Source organism: Litchfieldia alkalitelluris (assembly GCF_002019645.1).
Lineage (GTDB): Bacteria > Bacillota > Bacilli > Bacillales > Bacillaceae_L > Litchfieldia > Litchfieldia alkalitelluris.
The window spans coordinates 5,189,936-5,212,503 of sequence record NZ_KV917374.1 but is presented as its reverse complement, the minus strand read 5'-3'; the positions used below and the strand labels follow the sequence as shown (position 1 = coordinate 5,212,503).

The following is a 22,568-nucleotide window of genomic DNA, read 5'->3' as shown; positions in this document are numbered from 1 at the left end:
GTGGTGATGTATCTTTGTTAACATTAAAACAGTATACTGATGTATCTTCATTTAAAAATGAAGTAAGTAACTATCTTGAGCAATTTGAGGTAGAGAATAACTTATTATTGGGCATTTTATCTTCTTTGAAAGAGACCGACACACCGATATTTATGGCAACTGTAATAAAAGATGTTCAAATTGTAATGGTCATGCTTCAAACCCATCCAAATCAGATCATTCTTTCACATCATACAATAGAAGAAGTCGATGAAATTAAAAAGCTTGCAGAAGAGTTAACGAGAGCATATCCAAAAATACCAGGGTTGATTGGGGAAGCGGGCTTAACAAAGAAACTCGCAAATGATGTTGCCAATTTAAGTGGTTCAATCTCAAAGGTGAAAATGAATCAGCGAATTTACCGGTTGAATAGACTTGAGAAAAATCTAACCGAAAACGGAGTGCTAATGCAGGCTGCAAAAGAGCATTATCCAATTATAAAAGAGTGGGTGTATGGTTTTGCTGCGGAAGTTGATATGAAGTTAACACAAGAAGAAGCTGAGAAGAGAGCAATTGAATTCATAGAAAAGGGTAGACTTTACGTTTGGATTGTGAAAGGTAAGATGGTCTCAATGGCAGCAGCTACGCGCCCGACCAAAACCAATATTACAATTAACTTAGTTTATACTCCAAAAGAAGAACGGAAAAAAGGTCATGCCTCAAATTGTGTGCTAGCATTAACTACCAAGATGTTAAATCAAGGTTATTATTCTACTTCTTTATATACAGACCTAGAAAACCCTACGTCGAATAAAATTTATATGGAAATTGGATACAAACCAATCATGGACTCAGTCGTTGTCCACTTTAATCAATAACTAAAAACGCAACAAAAGGATAGATCATTTTATTATAAAGGTCTATCCTTTTTCTTTGAAACTACAAGATCGATTGTCGCCAATATGCGGTCGCCACTGGCGCTTAATTATCTAGCGGTAGACATTTGCTGAGAAGATTGTAGTGAAAATTTAGGTTCTCGTTGTTCAGTAGTTTTTCGTGCAATCTCATTTTTAAAATAGCTGATTACCTTAGAAGTAACAGCGATTGAGATGATTGATACGAGACCTTTAAGCAATCCAACAGCATAAATACTAGTGAGAACAACCATTACATCAAAGATGAACGTGGTTTTGCCTGGATTGATATTAAATCTCTTTTGTAAAAATAACGCCAGAATGTTTGCCCCTCCAAGAGAAGATCCGTTCATGAATAGAATTGAAAGCCCAATACCAATAATGAGTCCTCCTAGAACTGCTCCTAAAACCATCGGTAACGTAAACGCAGGCAATAATTGATCCACACTTGTCATAGCTGATAACAGACCAACAGAGCAAATCGTCGAAAGGGTGAACCTCCAACCCATTCTAATGAAGGAAAAAATATAAAAAGGGATATTAACAAGGAAGAATACAACTGAAAAGGGGAGATTCATAAGGTATGCGGTGCTTAACGAAAGCCCTGCGGTTCCTCCTGTTACAATACTGGAATGCTTTAAAATAATAACGCCGATGCTTGTTAGTAAACAGCCTAAAAGAATCAAACTAATTTTTTTCATTTATCTAACCACCTGTAAAATTTCTTCTATATATAATGATAAAATAGAAAACATCTAATTGATATGCAAAAACGAAGGAATTAGTTTGATATCATATACAAAATGAATTAAAATAGCTTATATTATATGCAAAATTGAAAGGGTGGGCTTTCGTGGACAGTGTTGACTTAAAAATGCTCGAATTATTACAAAAAAACGCCCGCATGACGATTAGTGAATTATCAACAGAATTAGCATTAAGTCGTCCAAGTATTACGGAAAGACTGCATCGGTTGCAAGAAAAAGGGGTTATTGAAGAATTTACAGCTAGAGTTTCTTTGCCTTCTGTTGGTCGCGATATCTTATTAATCATTCAAGTTAGTAATCTAAAGGTCTCACCGCAGGAGTTTGAGGAGTTAATTAAAAAGGACGAAGCGATTATCGAATGTCATCGAGTAACTGGTGAAGGTAGTTACTTTTTAAAAGCAGCTGTTTCGAAAATGGATAGCATGAGGCTTCTTATTGATCGTTTAATTCCATATGCAAATGTGAATACTTCAACAGTATTGAACTCACCTGTCCCATTTCGCCATGTGTTACCACTAGATCATACTGATCAAATGTAAGCGAAGGCTTGTAAAAGTAAAAAAAATGGAGGTATACATAGCATGTATTTGACAATAAAAGAAACGGCAGAATACTTATCAACTTCAGAAAGTTATATTGAGGGGTTAATCCTTCAAAAGAAGATTCGTTCAATATATGATGGTGAACAACATCTCATTTACAAAAATCAATTTAATACCCACTTTGAGCAGCTTGAAAACTATAAAAAATATGTTGAAGAAGTCTTAAACGAACCGATTCCTGAGGATATAGATATAAAGGATGAAGATTAAGTCAATCGGAAAAGCTTCATACTACTAAAGTATTATAAGAATAATCATTTCGTGTAATAGTTTTTTTTAGTGAGTTCTGTCATAATAAGCGAATAAACTCTCCTAAAAGAGTTTCCCCAGAATTGGTTAGTGGTTCCCCATTAGACCAGTCTGGGTTTTTTCATATAAAGTAATTTTCAGCAAAGAATGAAGAAAAAAATTGAGAAGTGCTATAAGTACAGGTAAACTATAAATACACATGATTGAATATTCTGAAAAAGTTGGTGTAAAAATGTCGTTTCTGCAAAAGAGAGAAAAAAATTCTAGACTTTTTATGGGGTTAATTTCAATTTGTGGATGGGCCATAGTGTTGCATTTCCTTTTAGAATTAAGAGTTCCAAAGGATCCACTTGTATTAATTGTATTAGCCCTATTTTTATGTGTGAGTGAATATTTTCCGATGCCAGTGTGGAAAAGAGTAACAACTATTACATTTCCGCTCGTGTATGTCATTTTTATAAACTACGGCATGGCTTATACGTTATTTGTGTATTCAATTGCGGTATTGAGCTCAAACATTCTATATCGACGTCCACTAAGAACAGTGTTATTTAATCCAGCACAGTTAGTGATTTCCTTTTATATTGCAGGTCTTTTGAGTCAATTGATAAACCCCTATATTGGTGAATATGGGCTAAATGGTTATATATCTGGAATTTTGCAATATGCTACGATGCTAGCGGTTTATTATTTAATGAGCAATTTAATCGTTGACCTTGTTTTATTAATACGACCACAAGTTTACACATATAAGTTGTGGAAGGAAAAAATCATTACTGAATCAAATAGTGCTGCAGTTTCTTTGATTTATGGTTTGTTATTATACATTTTAGGGAGTCAAAACCGCGGTGAAATTGATGTATTCTCTTACTTTTTCTTCTTTTTTCCTTTAATAGGGTTATCTCTATTAAGTTCGACCATTACAAAACTGAAGCGTGAAAAACAACGATTAAATGCTCTGTTTTCAATAACATCTGAATTGAATAAAAAGCTACCAACGAAAGATTGGCTTTCACCATTGACTTCCCGATTTAATGAATTCATACAAGTGGATGCATGTATACTTTGGATTAAGGAGGATGGAATCTGGAAGAAGTCTTTTTGTATGGGACATGTGGAGTATGAGTCTGAGCTTCAGATAGATAAAGTGCATAACTTTGATGATTTTAAAAGATATCTTGTATTTCCAGATCGTAAAAAAAGTGGAGGAGTTGCCGACCACTTTTTTAAGGTGGAAATTAAATCATTATTGTATTGTCCCTTAGTAGTTGAAAATGAGACTGTTGGAATGTTTGTGATAGGAAGAAGTCGTACTAAAAGCATTGAAGAGGAGGATATTCGCTCAATTGCAACACTTGCTAATCAACTTGCAGTCGTTATTAAAACAAGGTTGCTATTTTCAGAGCAAGAAAGGCGCATCCTATTAGAAGAGCGGAACCGAATAGCTCGAGATATTCATGATGGTGTTGCCCAAACTCTTGCAGGTGCGATTATGAAACTTGATACAGCTGAAAAGAGGTTTCAAAAAAATCCTGATGAAACAATGAAGCTAGTGAATGAAAGTCTACATAAGCTGAGGCTTAGCCTAAAGGAAGTAAGAGAATCCATCTATGCATTAAGACCATATCCGACAGAAAGAGTGGGTTTAGTGTCTGCCATAGAAAAAAGATTAGAAGTAGTCAAAAAGGAGTTCAATCAATGTATTTCCTTTGAAATTAGGGGGAGTGAAATTCAATTAAGTTCAATGGTTGAAAGAGTATTATTCGATACTTTCCAAGAAAGCCTTCAAAATAGTTTAAAACATGCAAATGCCAATAAAATAGAGGTTCTATTAAGCTATCAATCTGAACATATCTTATTAAAGATTAAAGATGACGGAATTGGTTTTTCCTTATATGAGGCCATGATTAAAGCCAGAAACCAGCCCCATTTTGGGATTCTTCAAATGAGTGACCGTGCTGATACAATCAATGCGTCCCTACAAATCGATAGTAAGGGAAACTGTGGAACCGAAATTACGATTACCGTCCCTAAAATGGGATTAGAAGGAGGAAAACTACTTGATCAAGCTCATGTTAGTGGATGACCATGCAGTATTACGAGATGGGTTGAAAACCATATTAGAATTGGAGGAAGATATACAAGTTATTGGTGAGGCGATATCTGGTGAGGAGGCGATTGAGAAAGCCACTGTACTTTTGCCAGATATTATCTTGATGGATATAAATATGCCGGGGAAAAATGGAGTAGAGGTAACAGGGATTTTAAAGAAAAAGCATCCGGGAATTAAAATCTTAATGCTCACAATGCATAATCATGATGAGTTCTTTATGACAGCGATTCGTGAAGGAGCTGATGGATACTTATTAAAAGATGCTCCATCTGATCAAGTTGTTGATGCCATCAGGACCGTGGCGAAAGGTGAGTCAGTCATTCATCCTTCAATGACGAGAAAACTTCTTACTTTTCACCAACAAAAAGCAGAACCAACAAATGATACCACTTTAACTGAACGAGAGAAAGATGTTCTTTTGTGTTTAGTTGAAGGGTTGAGTAACAAAGAAATCGCTGAGAAGCTGTTTATTAGTGATAAGACAGTTAAAATCCATGTTAGTAAAATTTTTAAAAAATTAGATGTTAAGAGTCGTTCACAGGTAGTTATTTATGCAGTTCAAAATCAGTTAGTACCGTTTTAGAAGTTGTGTAGTAGGAAGCGGATAATACTAAAGTTGTATATGATATAGTACCTCCACCTTTGTAGTTTATATCTTCTGCATAATAGTCTAGCTGTTTTGAAAGGTGAGATAATGAGACTATGAATGTAATAGTAAAGGAGTTGGTGATATGAGGATTAGAGGGATTATTTTTTCATTCATCTTATGTTTTGTTTCAATATTTGGAGCGTTATTACCAGGGCAAAGTGTGTTTGGAGAAACAACTGAAATACAGCTAACTGAGATTCAGTTAACTGAAATACAACTTACAGAAATTCAATTAACTGAAATCCAGTTAACAGAGATTCAGTTAACAGAGGGTAGTGCAATAATTGATCCAAAATTAACAGACTTACTCCAAACTACTATACCCTTAGAAGTTATTGTTACCTTTAAAACAGAATCAGGTCCCACCGAAGAACACTATGAGATTTTAAAACATTATGGGATTACTACAGGGGTAGGTTTTAAAAGCCTTCCAATGGCAGGGGTTCTTGCAACTGGCTCACAAATTAGTGAACTAGCAAAGAATGATCAAGTGTTTTCCATTTACTTAAACAAAGACTTATTACTAAATAATGAGGATGCTACAGCCTTAACAGGAGTTGACGAGCTTCGTACAGATTCTAATTTTATCAAAAGTAATGGAGGTCTTCCTATAACAGGTAAGGGAATTGGTGTCGTCGTGAATGATAGTGGAGTAGACGGTACTCACAATGATTTAAAATATGGTGATCACCTTGTTCAAAATGTTCTAGGCTCTGTGAACTTAAATGCTATCTCTTCCTTACTTCCGGTTACATACCAAGAGAATGTTCCCAACACTGATTCAAATTCTGGACATGGGACACATGTTGCTGGAATAGTTGGTGCTACGGGAACGCAGTCTAGCGGGAAATATGAAGGAGTAGCACCAGGAGCTAGCTTGATTGGTTATGGATCAGGGGCGGCTTTAGCGATGCTAGATACACTTGGTGGCTTTGATTATGCGTTAACACATCAGCAAGAGTATGGGATTCGAGTAATTACAAACTCTTGGGGATCTACTAGTGATGCAGGAACCGATTTTGATCTTTTTGATCCGATTAATATAGCAACTAAAAAATTATATAATCGTGGAATTGTCACAGTTTTCTCAGCTGGTAACTCTGGTTCTGGTGAAGCAACCATTTCTGGTAACTATAAAAAAGCACCTTGGGTTGTAACAGTTGCAGCAGGTAACAAGCATGGAGAACTTGCAGACTTCTCATCTCGAGGGGTAAAGGATCATGGCGGGACTGTTGTTATTGGTGATACAAACTGGAACTGGGTGGATGCCCCAACTGTCACTGCACCTGGGGTAGATATTATTTCAACACGTGTTATTTCACCACTTGTTGCACTTGGGGCAGATGCTGATGTGGAGTACATCGATCCAGCGCACTTACCTTATTATACGACTATGAGTGGGACTTCCATGGCTGCTCCTCATGTAGCAGGTATTATTGCTTTAATGCTGGAAGCGAATCCTGAACTATCTCCTTTAGAAGTTAAGGAAATCTTAATGTCAACAGCTTCTGATATGTCCAACTATGAGGAATGGGAAGTGGGCTCAGGTTACGTGAATGCCTACAAAGCTGTGGAAGAAGCGTTTAATAAAAAGTAGAATAAGTTGATTTGATTGTTGAGTCGTCTCACATGGTGGGACGGCTTTTAATATTGGGGTAATTAAGTGTGGTTTCAATAAAAAACTCTCCACCCGGGATACTTTTACAATTTAATTACGAAATCTAATACTTAAGTAGGATATAAAAATAATACTTAATCCAACATATTTAAAACCTTTGATTAATAGTTTCTTCTATTCAATAAGGAGATAATTGAATTAGTTAAATAAAGAGCTACAAATATCAATTTATTGGGAGGAGAAACTCAAGATGAAAAAGCTTATATCGACCCTGGTTATACTTGTCTTTATATTGCCGACTTTCTTCACGGCACAGACACCTACAAATGCAAATCTTCTAGAAACGGAAACTGTGATAGACCCACTTTTAAAAAAAGCATTGGAAACGGCAAGTGAATTAGAGGTAATTGTTACTTTTGAAGGTGATGGTGCTCCGAGTAATCAACAATTAAATATTCTAAAATCACTTGGAATTGAAACGGGAATCACGATGGCATCACTGCCGATTGCTGGTGTGATTGCAACTCCATTACAGATTGAACAGTTAAAAGAGCAAGATGGGATTCTTTCAATCTATTTAAACAGTGAGCTAGAATACTATAATCAAGATTCAACAAGTATTACAGGAGTTGACAAGGTAAGAACTGATGACTCATTACGAAAACAAAACGGCGGTTTGCCTGTTTCGGGTAAAGGAGTCGGAGTTGTTGTTAATGATAGTGGTGTTGATGGGACACACAAAGATCATGAATTAGGTAAAAATCTAGTACAAAACGTAGCAGCTAATTTAAACTTGAATGCGTTAGAGCCAACTTTACTACCAGTTACATATTTAGAAAATGTAGCTAATACAGACTCCAACTCAGGACACGGTACACATGTTGCGGGAACGGTCGGTGGTACAGGAGCCATGTCAGGTGGGAAATATGAGGGAGTAGCACCGGGCGCGGACTTAATCGGATATGGATCAGGAGCCGCTTTATTTGTTCTTGATGGAATTGGTGGCTTTGATTATGCAATCACAAATCAAACTCGATATAATATCCGTGTAATCACGAATTCATGGGGTTCATCAGGTGGATTTGACCATAATCACCCAATCAACGTAGCTAGTAAAAAAGCGTATGACCGAGGTATTACAGTTCTTTTTGCAGCAGGAAATTCAGGACCTGGAGAGGATACTCATAATCCGTATTCAAAAGCACCTTGGGTTATTTCAGTTGCAGCTGGTGTAAAGGATGGGACGCTTGCCGACTTTTCTTCAAGAGGAACAGATGGTGTAGGTGCAACTTTTATAAAGGATGGTAAAGAGTGGACATGGAAGGATCAACCGACAATCACTGCACCTGGTGTAGATATTATTTCAACAAGAGTAATTGCCCCTGTCAGTTCATTAGCAGTTGATCAAGATGCAGAAACGATTGATACGGCTTACCTCCCTTATTATACAACAATGAGTGGAACATCAATGGCTACTCCACATGTGGCAGGGATTGTGGCCTTATTATTAGAGGTTAATCCATTGCTTTCTCCTGAAGAAATTAAGGAGATTCTTCAAGCTACAGCAACTAATATGCCAGGGTATGAAGCTTGGGAAGTTGGAGCGGGATATGTGAATGCATATGCAGCAGTCGAAGCAGCGATATATGAGAAAAACTTTGGCGAAACAGTTAACATGTATCAAGATTTTAATAGTAATGTAGAATCAACAACAACAAGAACGGAATTTGAAGTTGAATATGACCCAACAACCCTCTTGTCTACAAACGAGTATGAATTTACGGTTGACGAGGGAGTTTCAACACTTGTTGCAAAAATAAATGCAGCTGGTGTTGAAGGTGAAACAGGAAATCCGCTTAATCTTGTATTAATTGCTCCTGATGGAACGGAGTATAGTTCTGGAGTAAGCTTGCTTTTCACATTAAATTATGATCGCACTGTCTCTGTAAGTTCACCGGTAAAGGGTACATGGAGGGCTGAGCTTCGAGGCTTAAGAGGGAATGAGTTAAATGAAATAGGTATTGCTTTGCCAGAGACTGTAAAAGGGACTTTAGCTTTTACAAAGGTAAATGGAACAGTAGGTTTAAATGATATTTCCGGTCATCCAGCTGAAGGTGCGATTCAGTTTGGAATAGAAGAGAGATTGTTTGATGGATATTCAAGTGGTACATTCAAGCCAGATAATGAGCTAAAGAGAAGTGAATTAGCGAAATACTTAGTAATGGGTGCTGAAATTCGTCAATCATTACCAGCAAGTGGAACGAAGACGTTCCCTGACGTGAAAGAGGAAACTGCTTTTATCGAAGCGGTAACAGCTAAAGGTGCAGCATTCCGTGACAAAGCTCAAATACAAAAAGGAGTTATTCTACCAAAAGCTGATGGGAAATTTGCTCCAAAGGATGGAGTTACAAGAGCTGAATTAGCATACTCACTCGTTCAAGCCTTAGGTTTAGAAGAGGAAGCAAGTGGTTTTGGCGGTACTGTTACGGTTCAATACAAAGATGAACGCGTTGAAATTGAAGATATGAATGACATACCAGTTGAGCTAAGAGGATACGTACAGCTCGCTTTAGATCTCAACATCATGAATGCAACGTTTGCAGTAGAACAAGGATTATTTGATTTGGAGCCAACTGTAACTGCGATGTTTAGTCCATCAACAAAGGTAACACGTGGAGAATTTGCTGTTGCAATGACCAGATATTATAATGCATTTCTTAAGTAACCCTTAAATAAGTGCTAAGGGTATTCGATTACAATTTTAGAATAAATCAAGGTGGAAAGATATAAAAATAGTTTGTTTAATAATCAAAGGATATCCCGTTAATAGGATATCCTTTGATTATTCCCATGTACGTAACTCTCCCTTTTTCCTCTTCAGTTTCATTTCACCTATAATACTTTCACCCCGTTCTTGTCTCACAAACTCAAGAACTTCTTCCCAGGCTGCTTCAAACGGAAGGAATGGCACAGGGAAGATTCGATTGTTTTTAGACTTGATTTCCATAATTGGTGAGCCATTCATCTTCCCTTTTCGAATTTCACCGATAGAAGATAAAGTAATTTGATATCTTGTAAATCCGGCCAGTTTCAATTTAAATTCCTTTTTACTAATAATGATTTGTTGACTTTTTATTAGAACAAAAAGGATGGAGCAAACCAAAATGTAAATCAAGCTCACTTTAAAAAATAAGAGCCATTCTTGTGAGGTTGAATGAAAGTAGGTGTTTAATACACTACCGAACACTACGACAATAAGATATACAAAAGCCATCATCTTCAATATCCCTTTTGTATTGGGATAAAAAATCTTTTCATTCAATTGCAATTCTCCTTTTTAACATAGATCTTATATATATCTTTTCCAGTTTTGGTTTAATGTAGTTATTGTTATGCAAATTGTAATATAAATGATATAAAATGAGCGATGTATTTAAAGGTTCATTATTTGCTCACTAAATGTCGAATTGCTTTAATAAGATCATGTTATAGTTTATTAATGTTAGGTAAGGCTCTGTATGACGTTGGTGTAAATTCCTTGCACCATACAATTTTTGCATTCTCCATGGTGCGATTAGTAATTAGCAAGGTAAATCTTCAGAGTAATCCTTCAGGAAGAGTAATTTGTATCAGAAAAATGAACTTTGAACCCCATATTGTGAAAAAGTTCACAAAATAGTCAACCTTGAATAAGTAGTTTTTTGATAAGATTTAAATGTAATAATAATAAATAACTTAGAGGTGTTGTTAATGAAAAAGAATCGCTGGCTTATTGCGTTGTCTGCAATAGCAATACACTTATCAATTGGCTCAACCTATGCTTATAGTGTTTTTAAGAATCCTTTATCAGAACAATTAGGATGGAATAGTAAGGAGGTAACCCTTTCTTTTACAATCGCCATTTTATTCCTTGGATTATCCGCGGCTACATTTGGTAAATTCGTAGAAAAGTGGGGTCCAAGAAAATCCGCAACAATCGCCGCAATACTCTTTTCTATAGGTTTAGTAGGTTCTGGTTTGGCAATCCAACTTGAATCTTTAATACTATATTATTTAACATATGGAGTAATTGGTGGTATTGGTTTAGGTATGGGGTATATATCTCCTGTTTCAACGCTAGTTAAGTGGTTTCCAGATCGAAGAGGACTTGCAACAGGTATGGCTGTTATGGGATTTGGTGCCGGTTCTTTAATTGCAAGTCCAGTTGCAGCTAGCTTAATCACTTCTGTTGGAATTTCATCAACCTTCTTTATACTAGGTGGAACATATCTATTATTAATGTTAGGTGGTGCTTCATATATTACAAAACCACCAGTAGGATGGATGCCAAAGGGGATGGCGGCGGATACAGGCTCAGCATCTCAAAAGGTATCTAATAAACAAGGAGATTTAGCACAACTAACAGCTAATGAGGCAGTTAGAACAAAGCGATTTTGGTTATTATGGATCATGATCTTTATTAATATATCAGCTGGAATCATGTTAATTTCCGTAGCATCGCCGATGGCCCAAGAAAAAGTAGGGATGTCAGTAGTTGCAGCAGCATCGATGGTTGGTATTATGGGCTTGTTTAATGGACTAGGAAGAATTGGTTGGGCATCGTTCTCAGACTATCTAGGGCGAAGTAATATATTTTTAATCTTTTTCTCAGTACAATTAGTGTTGTTTTTGTTATTACCTAGTACGTCGAATCCGATTCTGTTTCAAATTTTTATTTTTATCATTCTATCAATCTACGGTGGTGGGTTTGCTTCCTTACCGGCCTTTATAGGAGATTTATTTGGAACAAAACAATTAGGTGCCATTCATGGATATCTATTAACTGCTTGGTCATGTGCTGGAGTTGCTGGGCCAATGATTGTAGCAACCATTAGTGATGCAACCCAAAGCTATAATGCAACATTTTATATCTTTGCCTTTTTATTAGTGATTGCTCTCGCTACTTCAGTTTTAATGAAACAAAATATAAATAGTATTCGTAAGATATCAGTAAATACAGAAAAGAAACCAATCACCAACTTAGCGTAGTATCTGTTAAGTATCTGTGAAAACTTTTAATAGTAGAAGATAAAGTGAAGGTAATAAACAAGCACCATCTTTCCAAAAAGAGGTGCTTGTTTTCATTAATAGCCTTTGGAATAATCCAATAAGTTTACAGGAAGTGGATCACCTTTTATGTAGCTTTTAAGGTTTGGGAGGAATATATCTTCAATTACCCTTTGGTCATAATACTCAGTGGCACCTGATGTATGTGGGGTAATAATAACATTATCAAAGTCCCACAATGGACTATCCATACTAAGTGGTTCTGTTTCAAATACATCTAGTCCAGCTCCTGCGATTTGACCTTCTTGTAAGGCCTCAACTAAATCTTTCTCTATAACAATTTCTCCCCTACCGATATTCACTAAAATAGAGGATGATTTCATTAGTTCGAATTGTTTAGCACCAAATAATTGGCTTGTTTTATCAGTTAATGGAAGTGTAATAACAACAAAATCACATTGTGGCAGGATTTCATTTAATTGGTCAATTTTGTACATTTCATCGACATATTCTTCTGTTTGACCAGAGTTTCGAATTCCAATTACCTTCATACCAAAGGCTTTTGAAATTTTAGCTGTCTCCTTACCAATTGCGCCGACCCCGATAATCCCAATCGTTTTTTTATGTATTTCACCTTTAAGATTTGAGTGATGCCAGACCTTCTTCTGTTGATTTTGAACATAGCTATTTATTTTTCTTGTAAGACCGAGAAGAAGTCCGAAAATCGTTTCAGAGATAGGGAATGCATGGACCCCATTTGCTGTTGAAATCATAATATCTTTTTTCTTCATAGTGGATAGAGGAAGTGAATTAACTCCAGCACTCCAACTTTGAAACCATTTAAGCTTCGAAGGATTTTCAATCGAGGATGTTCCAACTTCCTTCTTCCATCCTGCAATAATTTCTGCTTCATTTAATTGGTCTGTCCAAATAGATGGATCTTTGCCTATGACAACATTCCAGTTAGGAACAATTTCAGTAATCTTTGTACGTAATTCTTCAGTGAGGTCATGAGTAATAATAATCGTTTGTGACATGAAAAAGCCACCTTCCTTTTAGGTTATTACTTAATTTTAACAGATATAATTGAAAATAGTAAAAGTGATAGTTAATCGAACCTACATAATAGACTGAAATTATTGTTACTTCACATTTTGTCTTTATGGAAAGTACAAATGTTCATCTAAGGTAGAAGAAACACTTGATTCTTCGATACAAAAGAGTGATAATAGATACTATTGACAGTAAAAACTTTTAGGGGATGTAGTTATGAAGGTAGTTAAGTTTGGTGGGAGCTCACTCGCATCTGGATCGCAAATTGAAAAAGTGTTTCAAATTGTCTTAGCAGACTCAGCAAGAAAAGTAGTAGTAGTATCAGCACCAGGTAAACGGTATTCAGATGATATAAAAGTAACTGATTTGCTTATCAGCCTTGCAGAAAAACAATTACAAGGTGAAGAGGATAAAGAAGGGTTTGATGCTGTACTGGAACGGTATCAGAGTATTGCCAATGAACTTCATCTCTCAAACGAGATCATTCTTAGAATTAAGAAAGATTTAATGGATCTTTTGGAAGGTAATAAAGACAATCCAGAGAGATACATTGATGCACTCAAGGCGAGTGGAGAAGATAATAATGCCAAATTAATTGCAGCGTATTTTCAAGCGCAAGGTGTGAAGGCGGAGTATGTAAATCCTAAGGATGCAGGCTTATTTGTAAGTGATGAGCCTGGAAAAGCTCAAGTACTGGCTGAATCTTATGAGAAATTATTTGAGTTAAGAGAAAGAGAAGGGATTGTTATTTTTCCTGGATTCTTTGGCTACACACTCGAAGGAGATGTTTTAACTTTTTCTAGGAGCGGATCTGATATTACTGGATCTATATTAGCAAACGGAATAAAGGCTGATTTATATGAAAATTTCACAGATGTTGATGCTGTTTATTCGGTTAATCCGAATATTGTTGATTCTCCGAAGGAAATTAGTGAATTAACTTATCGAGAGATGAGAGAACTATCGTATGCAGGCTTTTCCGTATTTCATGACGAGGCTCTAATTCCTGCATTTCGTGCTGGTATCCCAGTAAATATTAAAAATACGAATAATCCTACAGCACCTGGAACACGCGTTGTTAATTACCGTGAAAATTCGAATGGTCCGGTAATCGGTATTGCTAGTGATAAAGGTTTTTGTAGTATTTATATAAGTAAGTACTTAATGAATAGAGAAATTGGTTTTGGGCGCAAGCTTCTCCAAATTTTAGAGGAATATGGATTGTCCTATGAGCATATCCCATCTGGAATTGATGACATCACCTTAATTTTAAGGCAAAATCAAATGGATACGAAGCTTGAGGGTCAGATTATTACGCGTATAACTGAAGAATTAAAGGCTGACGAAGTAAAGGTAGAGCATAACCTATCCTTAATTATGATTGTTGGTGAAGGGATGCGTCATAATGTAGGGACGACAGCCAAAGCTACAAAAGCGTTGGCCGAAGCAGGAGTAAATATTGAGATGATAAACCAAGGGTCGTCGGAAGTTAGTATGATGTTTGGTATTAAAGAAGTGGATGAAACAAGAGCAGTTCAAGCTCTTTATCATGAGTTTTTTGTCCCAGTAACGGTTTAATTTTTACGATTTGCTGTTTATTAGACGATAAAACAGATAAAATAACTTATAGCCATGTGTGTTGTTTCTTGAGGGGAGAGGATCGATTTCACACAAAAAAAGTATACCTTAGATGAATCAATTGGTTATAAGTTGTTTCACGCTTCAAGATTGATGAACAGTAAGTTAAATCAAAATTTCCGCCTAAATAATTATACGATTTCATACGAACAATGGCAGGTTCTTAGTCGGCTATATGAACAAGATGGACTAACTCAGTCTCAATTAGCAATAAAAATTGAAAGAGACCAGGGAAGTATTTCACGGTTAATCGATAATATGCTTAAACAGGAATTAGTCACACGTGAACCGAATGAAAATGACAGACGAGTTAATCATATTTACTTAACTGATTTAAGTAATAACATTCGTGAAGACCTTGAAGAATTAGCCTTAAAGACGATATCACAGGCAACACAGAACATGAGTAAAGAACAATTACAAACCTGTTTACAGATGCTTGATCAAATAAGAGATAATCTTGAATAGTAAAAAAAAGGTGAGCATAAAACTGTTCACCTTTTTTATTTTACTCTTTTCTGAAAGAATGATGAAATCGCCCTTTAAGAAGAGAGATAAGTTATTACCAATATGTAACCAAAAAATGTATTTTTTTTGGCTTTTGTATTGACAGATGATAATGAGAATTGCTATCATTTAAAAAGTGAAAGAAAACTTGTTGAAACAAGTAAATAAAATGGATACATCCATTTTTATTTTTTGTTATTAAATGAGAATGATTATCCTTATCTTTATTATGGTAATCAAGTCATTGTTGTGAGGAAGAGTCTATAAAACTAGAATAATAGTCATTTTGTGAATTTTATTCATGACATTAAATTTTTCGATGCCTCATAAATACTTTAATTGCGAGTATATCGATTAGTTTAATAGGACTTATTGGTGAAATACTGAAATAAATTCGGTTTAACGCTGACTTTTTGGATTGATGGATTTTGCAAAGTTTTGGATTTTTTAGTTCAATAGTTTTTGGCTGGAATGACCTTCAATTGTATTTAAGAATAAATGATGTTATGAGGTTTTTAAATGAGATTATGGATATTGGGAATTGCGGCTGTCATCCTGTCTTTTATCTCGCTATTTATTGGAGCAATTAGTATAACGCCAATGGATTTGCTAAATTGGGAATCAGATGAAACACATATCTTCCTAATTAGCCGTATCCCACGATTAATAGCGATAATACTAGCGGGGGCAGGAATGAGTATTGCCGGCTTAATTATGCAATCTTTAAGCCGAAATAAATTTGTATCACCCACAACTGCAGGGACATTAGATGCAGCAAAACTAGGTATTTTAATTTCAATGTTATTTTTTACGAATGTAACTTATACGCAGCAAGTTATTTTTAGTTTTGCCTTTGCATTAGCAGGAACCTTTGTATTTATGCAGATATTGGATCGTATAAAATTTAAGGATGTTATTTTCGTTCCTTTAATTGGAATAATGTATGGAAATATTTTATCTTCCATTACCACGTTCCTTGGATATGAAGCTGATCTTCTCCAAAATCTGTCTTCGTGGCTGATGGGGAGCTTTACTTTGATTATTGCCGGTCGTTATGAACTTTTATACGTTAGTATTCCAGCATTAATTTTAGCGTATATTTATGCTAATAAGTTTACAGTTGCTGGAATGGGTGAAGAGTTTGCTAGAAATCTAGGGTTAAGTTATAAGGTAGTACTAAATATTGGTCTTATACTTGTGGCCATTATCTCGACAACCGTTGTCCTGACTGTTGGTGTTATTCCATTCTTAGGCCTCATTGTACCAAATATTGTTTCTCTTTATTTAGGAGATAATTTACGTAAAACGATACCGCATACGGCGTTGTTAGGGGTTGTCTTTTTACTAATTTGTGACATCATAGGGAGAATCATTATTCACCCTTATGAGATTCCAGTGAATGTAACAGTGGCAGTGATAGGCAGTGCGATCTTCTTAACGATGCTACTTAGGGGGAGAGCATATGCGAAATAGTACAAAACTAATTTTACTTGCAGCTATTGCGATAGTTTGTATTTTACTTTATGGGTTTTATGATATAAAGGGTGGCTTTGATTATGCTTTTCCAAGGCGTATGCTCAGAGTTTCCGCGATGATCGTAACAGGGATTGCAATTGCTTATTCTACGGTTGTGTTCCAGACGATTACACATAACCGAATCTTAACACCATCAGTTATGGGACTTGATTCTATGTATCAAGTTGTACAAACATTAATCTACTTCTTTGCAGGATCTGTATCAGTTTGGGTGTTAAATAAATACTTGAATTTTGGTGCAGCAATTTTTGCAATGGTTGTCTTTGCACTGGTTTTATATCGATTTTTGTTCAGAGCAGATAAACATCCGATTTATTTTCTACTATTAATTGGAATGATTATTGGAACACTTTTAGGAAGCTTTGTGACATTTCTCCAAGTATTGATCGACCCAGTAGAATATTTAGCTCTTCAAAGTCGTTTGTTTGCAACATTCACAAACGTAAAAGCAGAATTATTATTGATTTCGGTTGCTATTCTATTATTCACATTCCTGTATGGTTTCCTTATTATGAATAAGTTGGATGTAATGTCACTTGGGCGCGAAAATGCGATAAACCTTGGTATTAACTATGATGGAATGGTTATGAGGATCTTAATTTTATCGTCTGTATTAATCGCAACATCGACAGCACTTGTTGGACCTATCACATTTTTTGGTTTAATCGTTGCAAATCTTTCATATCAATATTTAGTCACATACAAACACTCTATCCACATACTAGGAGCGAGTTTAATTAGTGTCATTGCACTAGTCGGTGGTCAGTTCCTTGTGGAGCATATCTTTGAGTTACGTACAACATTAAGTGTCATTATTAACTTTATCGGTGGTATTTACTTTATCTATCTATTACTTAAAGAAAGTAGGACAGCAGGATGATCGAAATCAAAGGATTAACAAAGCATTTTGGGAAAAAGCCTGTTGTGGAGGATGTTACTGTCACAATCGAGCCCGGGACCATTACGTCGTTCATAGGGCCGAATGGTGCAGGTAAGTCAACACTTCTTTCTATGGTGAGCCGTTTATTAGACGCTGATACAGGAGAAGTATTAATCGATCAAAATAATGTGAAAAAGTGGAAGTCTTCTGAGTTTGCTAAGAGGGTCTCCATTCTAAAACAAGCAAACTATCTTAATGTTCGGTTAACCGTACGTGAGCTAGTTGCATTTGGTCGATATCCATATTCAAAGGGTCGCTTAACTGCAGAAGATGAAAAATTCGTTGATCAATCAATTGAATATATGAATCTAGAAGAAATGCAAGATAAGTTTTTAGATGAATTATCAGGTGGGCAAAAACAAAGGGCATTTATTGCAATGGTTATTGCTCAGGACACTGATTATGTGTTACTTGATGAGCCTTTAAATAATTTGGATATGAAACATTCTGTTCAAATTATGAAAATATTACGTAAATTAGTGGATGAACTTGGTAAAACAGTTATCATTGTTTTGCATGACATTAACTTTGCTTCTGTTTATTCTGATCGTATTGTTGCGTTGAAAAATGGAAGGCTTATGAAGAACGGGCCAACCCACGAGATCATCAATACTGATGCTCTACGTGAAATATATGATATGGATATTCCAATTCAAGAACAAAATGGATGCCGGATTTGTGTTTATTTTAATTCACAAACGTAAGGAAAATCGGAAGGCGCTCGTTCATCGGCGACAGGCATAAGACAAGACGGCTAGAAGTTCTTCTTTAACCTTCTAGGGTGGATTGACTTAGACCTGAGAGCCGATAGCGCCTGAAGCTAGACACTAAGCTAAGTATAATTTTTCATACTCCATGGTGCTAATTTTAATTAGCATAGAAGTCTACCCTGAAAATAACTTTGGTTGTAGAGTTCCATGAGCTGCGATTCACTAGCGGGAAACCGTGGGGCAGTCTGCGCGTGGTTACAATTGTGAATTTTCAATTTTTTGGAAGATTTTATAAAAATGTGATAAAAAGCTATTGACTTATCATTATTTATTATTGATTGATAATCGTTATCAATAATGTTGATCATCATCAAAAATAAAATACATAGTAAAAGGGAGAGTAAGAAAATGAAAAAAACTAATTTATTTATTGCTTTGCTAGCGGCAATGGTATTATTTTTAGCTGCATGCGGATCAAGCGAAGAAGCTACAACATCAACTGAAGAATCAACTGGAACATCTACAACTGAAGGCACTAATACAGATGCTGCATCTGAAGATGAAGGCCCTGTTTATCCAATGACTGTATCTCCAACTGTTGCTTCATCTGAAAGTAGAGATGGTAGTGAGTCATATAGCTTTGAAGATGTAACATTTGAAACAATGCCAGAAAAAATTGCTGTATTCGATTATGGTTTCTTAGATACATTAGATGCACTTGGTGTTGAAGGAATTGTTGGGGTTCCAAAAGGTACTACAATGCCAGCTAACCTTGAAAAATATAATGGTGATGAATACGGAAGTCTTGGTAGTTTAAAAGAGCCTTTACTGGAAGATATTGCTGAAATGGATCCAGATGTAATCTTTATCTCAGGTCGTCAAGCAGCATTTTATGAAGAACTTAAAGACATTGCTCCAGTAGTATTCGTGGGTACTTCACAAACTGACTACTGGAACACATTCTTAGCTTCTGTAGATTTAGCAGCAGAAATGTTTGGTAAAGAAGCTGAAGTTGAAGAATTCAAAGGGATGTTTGACGCAAGCTTAGAAGAAATTAAAGCATTAGCTGGAAACTATGAAACATCATTAGTAACAATGTATAACGAAGGAAACTTAGCTGGTTTCGCAACAAACTCTCGTTTTGGTTATATTTATGACATTTATGGCTTCAAGCCAGTAACAGATGATATCGAAGCTTCTTCACACGGATCTAATTTCGGTTTTGAAGCATTACTAGAATTCAATCCACAAGTATTATTTGTAATCGACCGTACAGCAGCTATTGGAGAAAATTCTAATATTGATGCTGATATGGAAAATGAAATTGTTAAGAAAACTGAAGCATATCAAAATGAAAAAATCGTTTACTTAGATGGTGCATTATGGTACCTAAGTGGTGGCGGTTTACAATCTGAGCTTGCAAAAATCGAAGAAATTTTAGCTGAATTAAAATAAGTCAATAAATATGAACGGGACTGTCTAGAAAGGGCGTGAAAAAACCCCTTTAAGACAGTCCTTTTTATTTAGGTCTCTGATAATGGATGCAGGTCGTGGGCTTGCTTTACTTTTAGTGGGACAATGGAATTTATTATAAGTATAATAAATAATAAAATTAGTTTTTTAAAAAAGGACATGTAAACATTTAATATGATTATATATTTAAAATTAGAACTATTTATCATATTCAAGAGTTAGATTAGAAGAGAGGAATCAATATGTTGGAACTTGGACAGTTAATCTATGAGTTAGATTCTCCATCATTATTAATTGATGAACTAAAACTAAACAAGAATATCGAGGAAATGTCTTCATATGCTATGGAAAACAAGGTAAACTTACGTCCTCATATAAAAACACATAAGTCTATAGACATCGCGAAGAAACAATTACAATCTGGTGCAGTTGGGATAACAGTAGCTAAAATTTCAGAAGCAGAGGTTATGGCAAGTGGGGGAATAACTGATATTCTAGTTGCATATCCTATATCAGCAAATCAGAAGATTGGCCGAGTAATTAGACTTCTGTCAAAGGGAATACACTTGAAAGTGGCTGTTGATAGTATTGAACAGCTAAAATGTTTGCAAAAGCAACTAGAGCATACTTCCTATACTCTTGAGGTATGGATTAAGGTGAATTCTGGATTAAATCGTTGTGGAGTTGAGCCAGGCCAAGATGTTTTACAACTTGCACAAGCGATTGTTTTTTTATCGAAGTTAAAACTGGGTGGGATATTTACACATGCGGGTCATTCTTATGGAGCAGCAACTCTGGGTGAAATAGAAAAAATCGCAATACAAGAAGGGAAAGCCGTAGCCGAAAGTGCACAGCTATGTGAAATGTCAGGAATTCCAATTCAAGTTAGAAGTGTAGGTTCTACACCAACTTACAAAATTGCTGGTACGATCGAAGGAATTAATGAAATTAGACCAGGGAATGCAGCTTTCTTTGATGGAATTCAGGTTGGGTTAGGTATTGCTAGTGTTGAAGCATGTGCACTTACAGTATTATCTACAGTAGTAGGAGTGTATGAAGATCGAGTGGTTTTTGATGCAGGAAGTAAAACACTTTGTCTGGATAAAGGCGCTCATGGGAATGAGTCGATAAAAGGGTATGGAACTGTTTTAAATCATCCTGAAATCGTTCTTCAAAGATTATCTGAGGAACATGGCATTGGGGTGACCACAAACACTACATCATTAACACGAAATGATATAGTTCAAATCATTCCGAACCACGCGTGTACAGTGGTGAACCAATTCAATCAATTTATTGTTCATCGTGAAGGAATTGTTACTGATATATGGGATATCCATGCAAGAGGGATGAATCAATAGTCACCAAAGATAAAAAGTTTGTTTGTCCACCCAATTTATATTATGATTATGTTAAAGTGAGACTTTTTAAGGTTTAATTCATGTCAAATTTAGATTGATGGAATAGTCCTAAACAAACAATTCGCGTTTAAGACTGTTTAAAAGCAACTGACATTACGTAATTGACTTAACATAAATATGAAAACGCATAAATTTTTAATAAATGGTTAAAGATTGAGTTTTATTTTTGATAGGTATGAGAAAAGTAAGAGGGGTCTAACATGGAGACAAAATACAATATAGTAAAACAATCATTAAAAGCTAAGATTCTAGATGGTACTTTTCAGCCTCATCAAAAAATCAACTCTGAAAGTGAACTAATGAAGGAGTTTGATGTGAGTCGCCATACAATTCGCCTGGCTATTGGTGATTTGGTAAATCAAGGGTGGCTTTATCGTAGACAAGGATCTGGAACATACTGTGCTGATCGATCGAATGAAGAAGTTGTTCAACAAGTAGGCACACTAAAAAATATTGCTATCATTGCTACCTATATTTCAAACTATATTTTTCCTTCTATTATTAGAGGAGCGGAATCATACTTGAGCCAAAAAGGATATCATGTAAGCTTATTTAGTACAAATAATAATCATGATAACGAAAAAAGAGTGCTTGAGAAAATATTATCGCAATCCTATGATGGGGTAATTGTTGAGCCGACAAAGAGTGCTATGAGCAATCCTAACATAAATTATTATTTAAACCTGGAGAGACAGAATATCCCATATGTGATGATCAATGCTTATTACGATGAACTAGAACCGATTAGTTTAGTTGTTGATGATGAGAAAGGCGGATATTTGCAAACAGAGCATTTGATAAAATTAGGTCATTCCAATATTTTAGGATTCTTTAAATCAGACGATGCTCAAGGGACGAAACGGATGAAGGGATTTTTAAAAGCACACAGAAGTTATCAATTTCCTATTAATCCAAATAATATTGTTACTTATAGTTCAGCTGAAATGGATACAAAGCCTATAAAGGAATTGCAAAGAATTCTATCTTATACTGATAAACCAACTGCAATTGTTTGTTATAATGATCAGCTTGCAATCAGTTTATTAGATGTTCTCCGAGAAAAGAACTTATCAATTCCTGAAGACATATCAATTGTAGGTTATGATGATTCATTTTTAGCAAATGTTACAGAAGTAAAGCTATCAACGATTGAACATCCTAAAAACGAAATGGGATCAAAAGCAGCTCAGATGATTTTAGACATGATTAAAAATAACAGCAATGGTAATCAGATTAAAAAAGACACAGTTGAATCAGTAGTATTTGAGCCCAAATTGATCATTCGACATTCAACACAAGCTCTTCTATCTGAAAACAAAACATTATAGTTTCCAAGGGAATCAGTTAAATTAA

19 protein-coding genes are annotated in these 22,568 nt (G+C 35.5%); 16 read left to right on the top strand and 3 right to left on the bottom strand.

Annotation, left to right across the window (positions count from 1 at the left end; genetic code table 11):
• Positions 1 to 14: 14 nt before the first annotated feature.
• Complete coding sequence (locus tag BK579_RS24340; RefSeq protein WP_078550006.1) at positions 15 to 857, top strand: GNAT family N-acetyltransferase; 843 nt, start codon at positions 15 to 17, stop codon at positions 855 to 857.
• Between the two features lie 107 nt (positions 858 to 964).
• Here BK579_RS24340 and BK579_RS24335 read toward each other — a convergent pair whose 3' ends face one another.
• On the bottom strand, positions 965 to 1,594 hold the full coding sequence (locus tag BK579_RS24335; protein WP_078550004.1) for a YitT family protein: 630 nt from the start codon (positions 1,592 to 1,594) through the stop codon (positions 965 to 967).
• A gap of 152 nt (positions 1,595 to 1,746) precedes the next feature.
• Here BK579_RS24335 and BK579_RS24330 point away from each other — a divergent pair, with 152 nt between their 5' ends.
• The 6 genes from BK579_RS24330 (at position 1,747) to BK579_RS24305 (ending at position 9,616) form a co-directional block, all read left to right on the top strand.
• Positions 1,747 to 2,199 (top strand): Lrp/AsnC family transcriptional regulator, encoded by a 453-nt coding sequence (locus tag BK579_RS24330; protein WP_078550002.1) that lies wholly within the window; start codon positions 1,747 to 1,749, stop codon positions 2,197 to 2,199.
• Positions 2,200 to 2,241: 42 nt separating this feature from the next.
• Positions 2,242 to 2,472, top strand: coding sequence for an excisionase family DNA-binding protein (locus BK579_RS24325; RefSeq protein WP_078550000.1), 231 nt, complete (start codon positions 2,242 to 2,244; stop codon positions 2,470 to 2,472).
• A 238-nt stretch (positions 2,473 to 2,710) separates the two neighbouring features.
• Positions 2,711 to 4,597, top strand: a complete 1,887-nt coding sequence (locus BK579_RS24320; RefSeq protein ID WP_078549998.1) for a GAF domain-containing sensor histidine kinase — start codon at positions 2,711 to 2,713, stop codon at positions 4,595 to 4,597.
• The gene (locus tag BK579_RS24315; RefSeq protein ID WP_078549996.1) at positions 4,572 to 5,207 is read left to right on the top strand and encodes a response regulator; all 636 of its coding nucleotides are present in this window, start codon (positions 4,572 to 4,574) and stop codon (positions 5,205 to 5,207) included. Before BK579_RS24320 ends, BK579_RS24315 begins: the two co-directional genes overlap by 26 nt.
• A 148-nt stretch (positions 5,208 to 5,355) precedes the next feature.
• Positions 5,356 to 6,870: a S8 family serine peptidase gene (locus BK579_RS24310; protein ID WP_078549994.1), complete on the top strand. Its 1,515-nt coding sequence runs from the start codon at positions 5,356 to 5,358 to the stop codon at positions 6,868 to 6,870.
• Between the two features lie 271 nt (positions 6,871 to 7,141).
• The gene (locus tag BK579_RS24305) at positions 7,142 to 9,616 is read left to right on the top strand and encodes a S8 family serine peptidase (RefSeq protein WP_078549992.1); all 2,475 of its coding nucleotides are present in this window, start codon (positions 7,142 to 7,144) and stop codon (positions 9,614 to 9,616) included.
• Positions 9,617 to 9,733: 117 nt separating this feature from the next.
• Here the strand turns inward: BK579_RS24305 and BK579_RS24300 are convergent, their stop codons facing one another.
• Entirely contained in the window at positions 9,734 to 10,213 is a 480-nt protein-coding gene (locus BK579_RS24300; RefSeq protein ID WP_078549990.1) for a hypothetical protein, read from the bottom strand.
• Between the two features lie 428 nt (positions 10,214 to 10,641).
• Here BK579_RS24300 and BK579_RS24295 point away from each other — a divergent pair, with 428 nt between their 5' ends.
• Positions 10,642 to 11,919, top strand: a complete 1,278-nt coding sequence (locus BK579_RS24295) for an L-lactate MFS transporter (protein WP_078549988.1) — start codon at positions 10,642 to 10,644, stop codon at positions 11,917 to 11,919.
• A gap of 95 nt (positions 11,920 to 12,014) precedes the next feature.
• Here the strand turns inward: BK579_RS24295 and BK579_RS24290 are convergent, their stop codons facing one another.
• A complete protein-coding gene (locus BK579_RS24290; protein ID WP_078549986.1) occupies positions 12,015 to 12,974 on the bottom strand; it encodes a D-2-hydroxyacid dehydrogenase in 960 nt (319 codons plus the stop codon).
• A 232-nt stretch (positions 12,975 to 13,206) separates the two neighbouring features.
• Here BK579_RS24290 and BK579_RS24285 point away from each other — a divergent pair, with 232 nt between their 5' ends.
• From BK579_RS24285 to BK579_RS24250, 8 genes are all read left to right on the top strand, one after another.
• The gene (locus BK579_RS24285; protein WP_078549984.1) at positions 13,207 to 14,568 is read left to right on the top strand and encodes an aspartate kinase; all 1,362 of its coding nucleotides are present in this window, start codon (positions 13,207 to 13,209) and stop codon (positions 14,566 to 14,568) included.
• 153 nt (positions 14,569 to 14,721) lie between these two features.
• Positions 14,722 to 15,096: a MarR family winged helix-turn-helix transcriptional regulator gene (locus BK579_RS24280; RefSeq protein WP_078550809.1), complete on the top strand. Its 375-nt coding sequence runs from the start codon at positions 14,722 to 14,724 to the stop codon at positions 15,094 to 15,096.
• Positions 15,097 to 15,654: 558 nt separating this feature from the next.
• Positions 15,655 to 16,608, top strand: a complete 954-nt coding sequence (locus tag BK579_RS24275; RefSeq protein WP_078549982.1) for an ABC transporter permease — start codon at positions 15,655 to 15,657, stop codon at positions 16,606 to 16,608.
• Positions 16,598 to 17,551 carry an iron chelate uptake ABC transporter family permease subunit gene (locus BK579_RS24270; RefSeq protein ID WP_078549980.1) on the top strand — a complete coding sequence of 318 codons (954 nt, stop codon included), beginning with the start codon at positions 16,598 to 16,600 and terminating at the stop codon, positions 17,549 to 17,551. Before BK579_RS24275 ends, BK579_RS24270 begins: the two co-directional genes overlap by 11 nt.
• Entirely contained in the window at positions 17,548 to 18,315 is a 768-nt protein-coding gene (locus BK579_RS24265; RefSeq protein ID WP_078549978.1) for an iron ABC transporter ATP-binding protein, read from the top strand. The genes BK579_RS24270 and BK579_RS24265 overlap by 4 nt, the downstream gene beginning before the upstream one ends.
• 414 nt (positions 18,316 to 18,729) lie before the next feature.
• A complete protein-coding gene (locus BK579_RS24260) occupies positions 18,730 to 19,776 on the top strand; it encodes a siderophore ABC transporter substrate-binding protein (protein ID WP_078549976.1) in 1,047 nt (348 codons plus the stop codon).
• A 260-nt stretch (positions 19,777 to 20,036) separates the two neighbouring features.
• Positions 20,037 to 21,155 carry an alanine racemase gene (locus BK579_RS24255; protein ID WP_078549974.1) on the top strand — a complete coding sequence of 373 codons (1,119 nt, stop codon included), beginning with the start codon at positions 20,037 to 20,039 and terminating at the stop codon, positions 21,153 to 21,155.
• 260 nt (positions 21,156 to 21,415) lie between these two features.
• A complete protein-coding gene (locus BK579_RS24250; RefSeq protein WP_078549972.1) occupies positions 21,416 to 22,543 on the top strand; it encodes a GntR family transcriptional regulator in 1,128 nt (375 codons plus the stop codon).
• Positions 22,544 to 22,568: the final 25 nt, after the last annotated feature.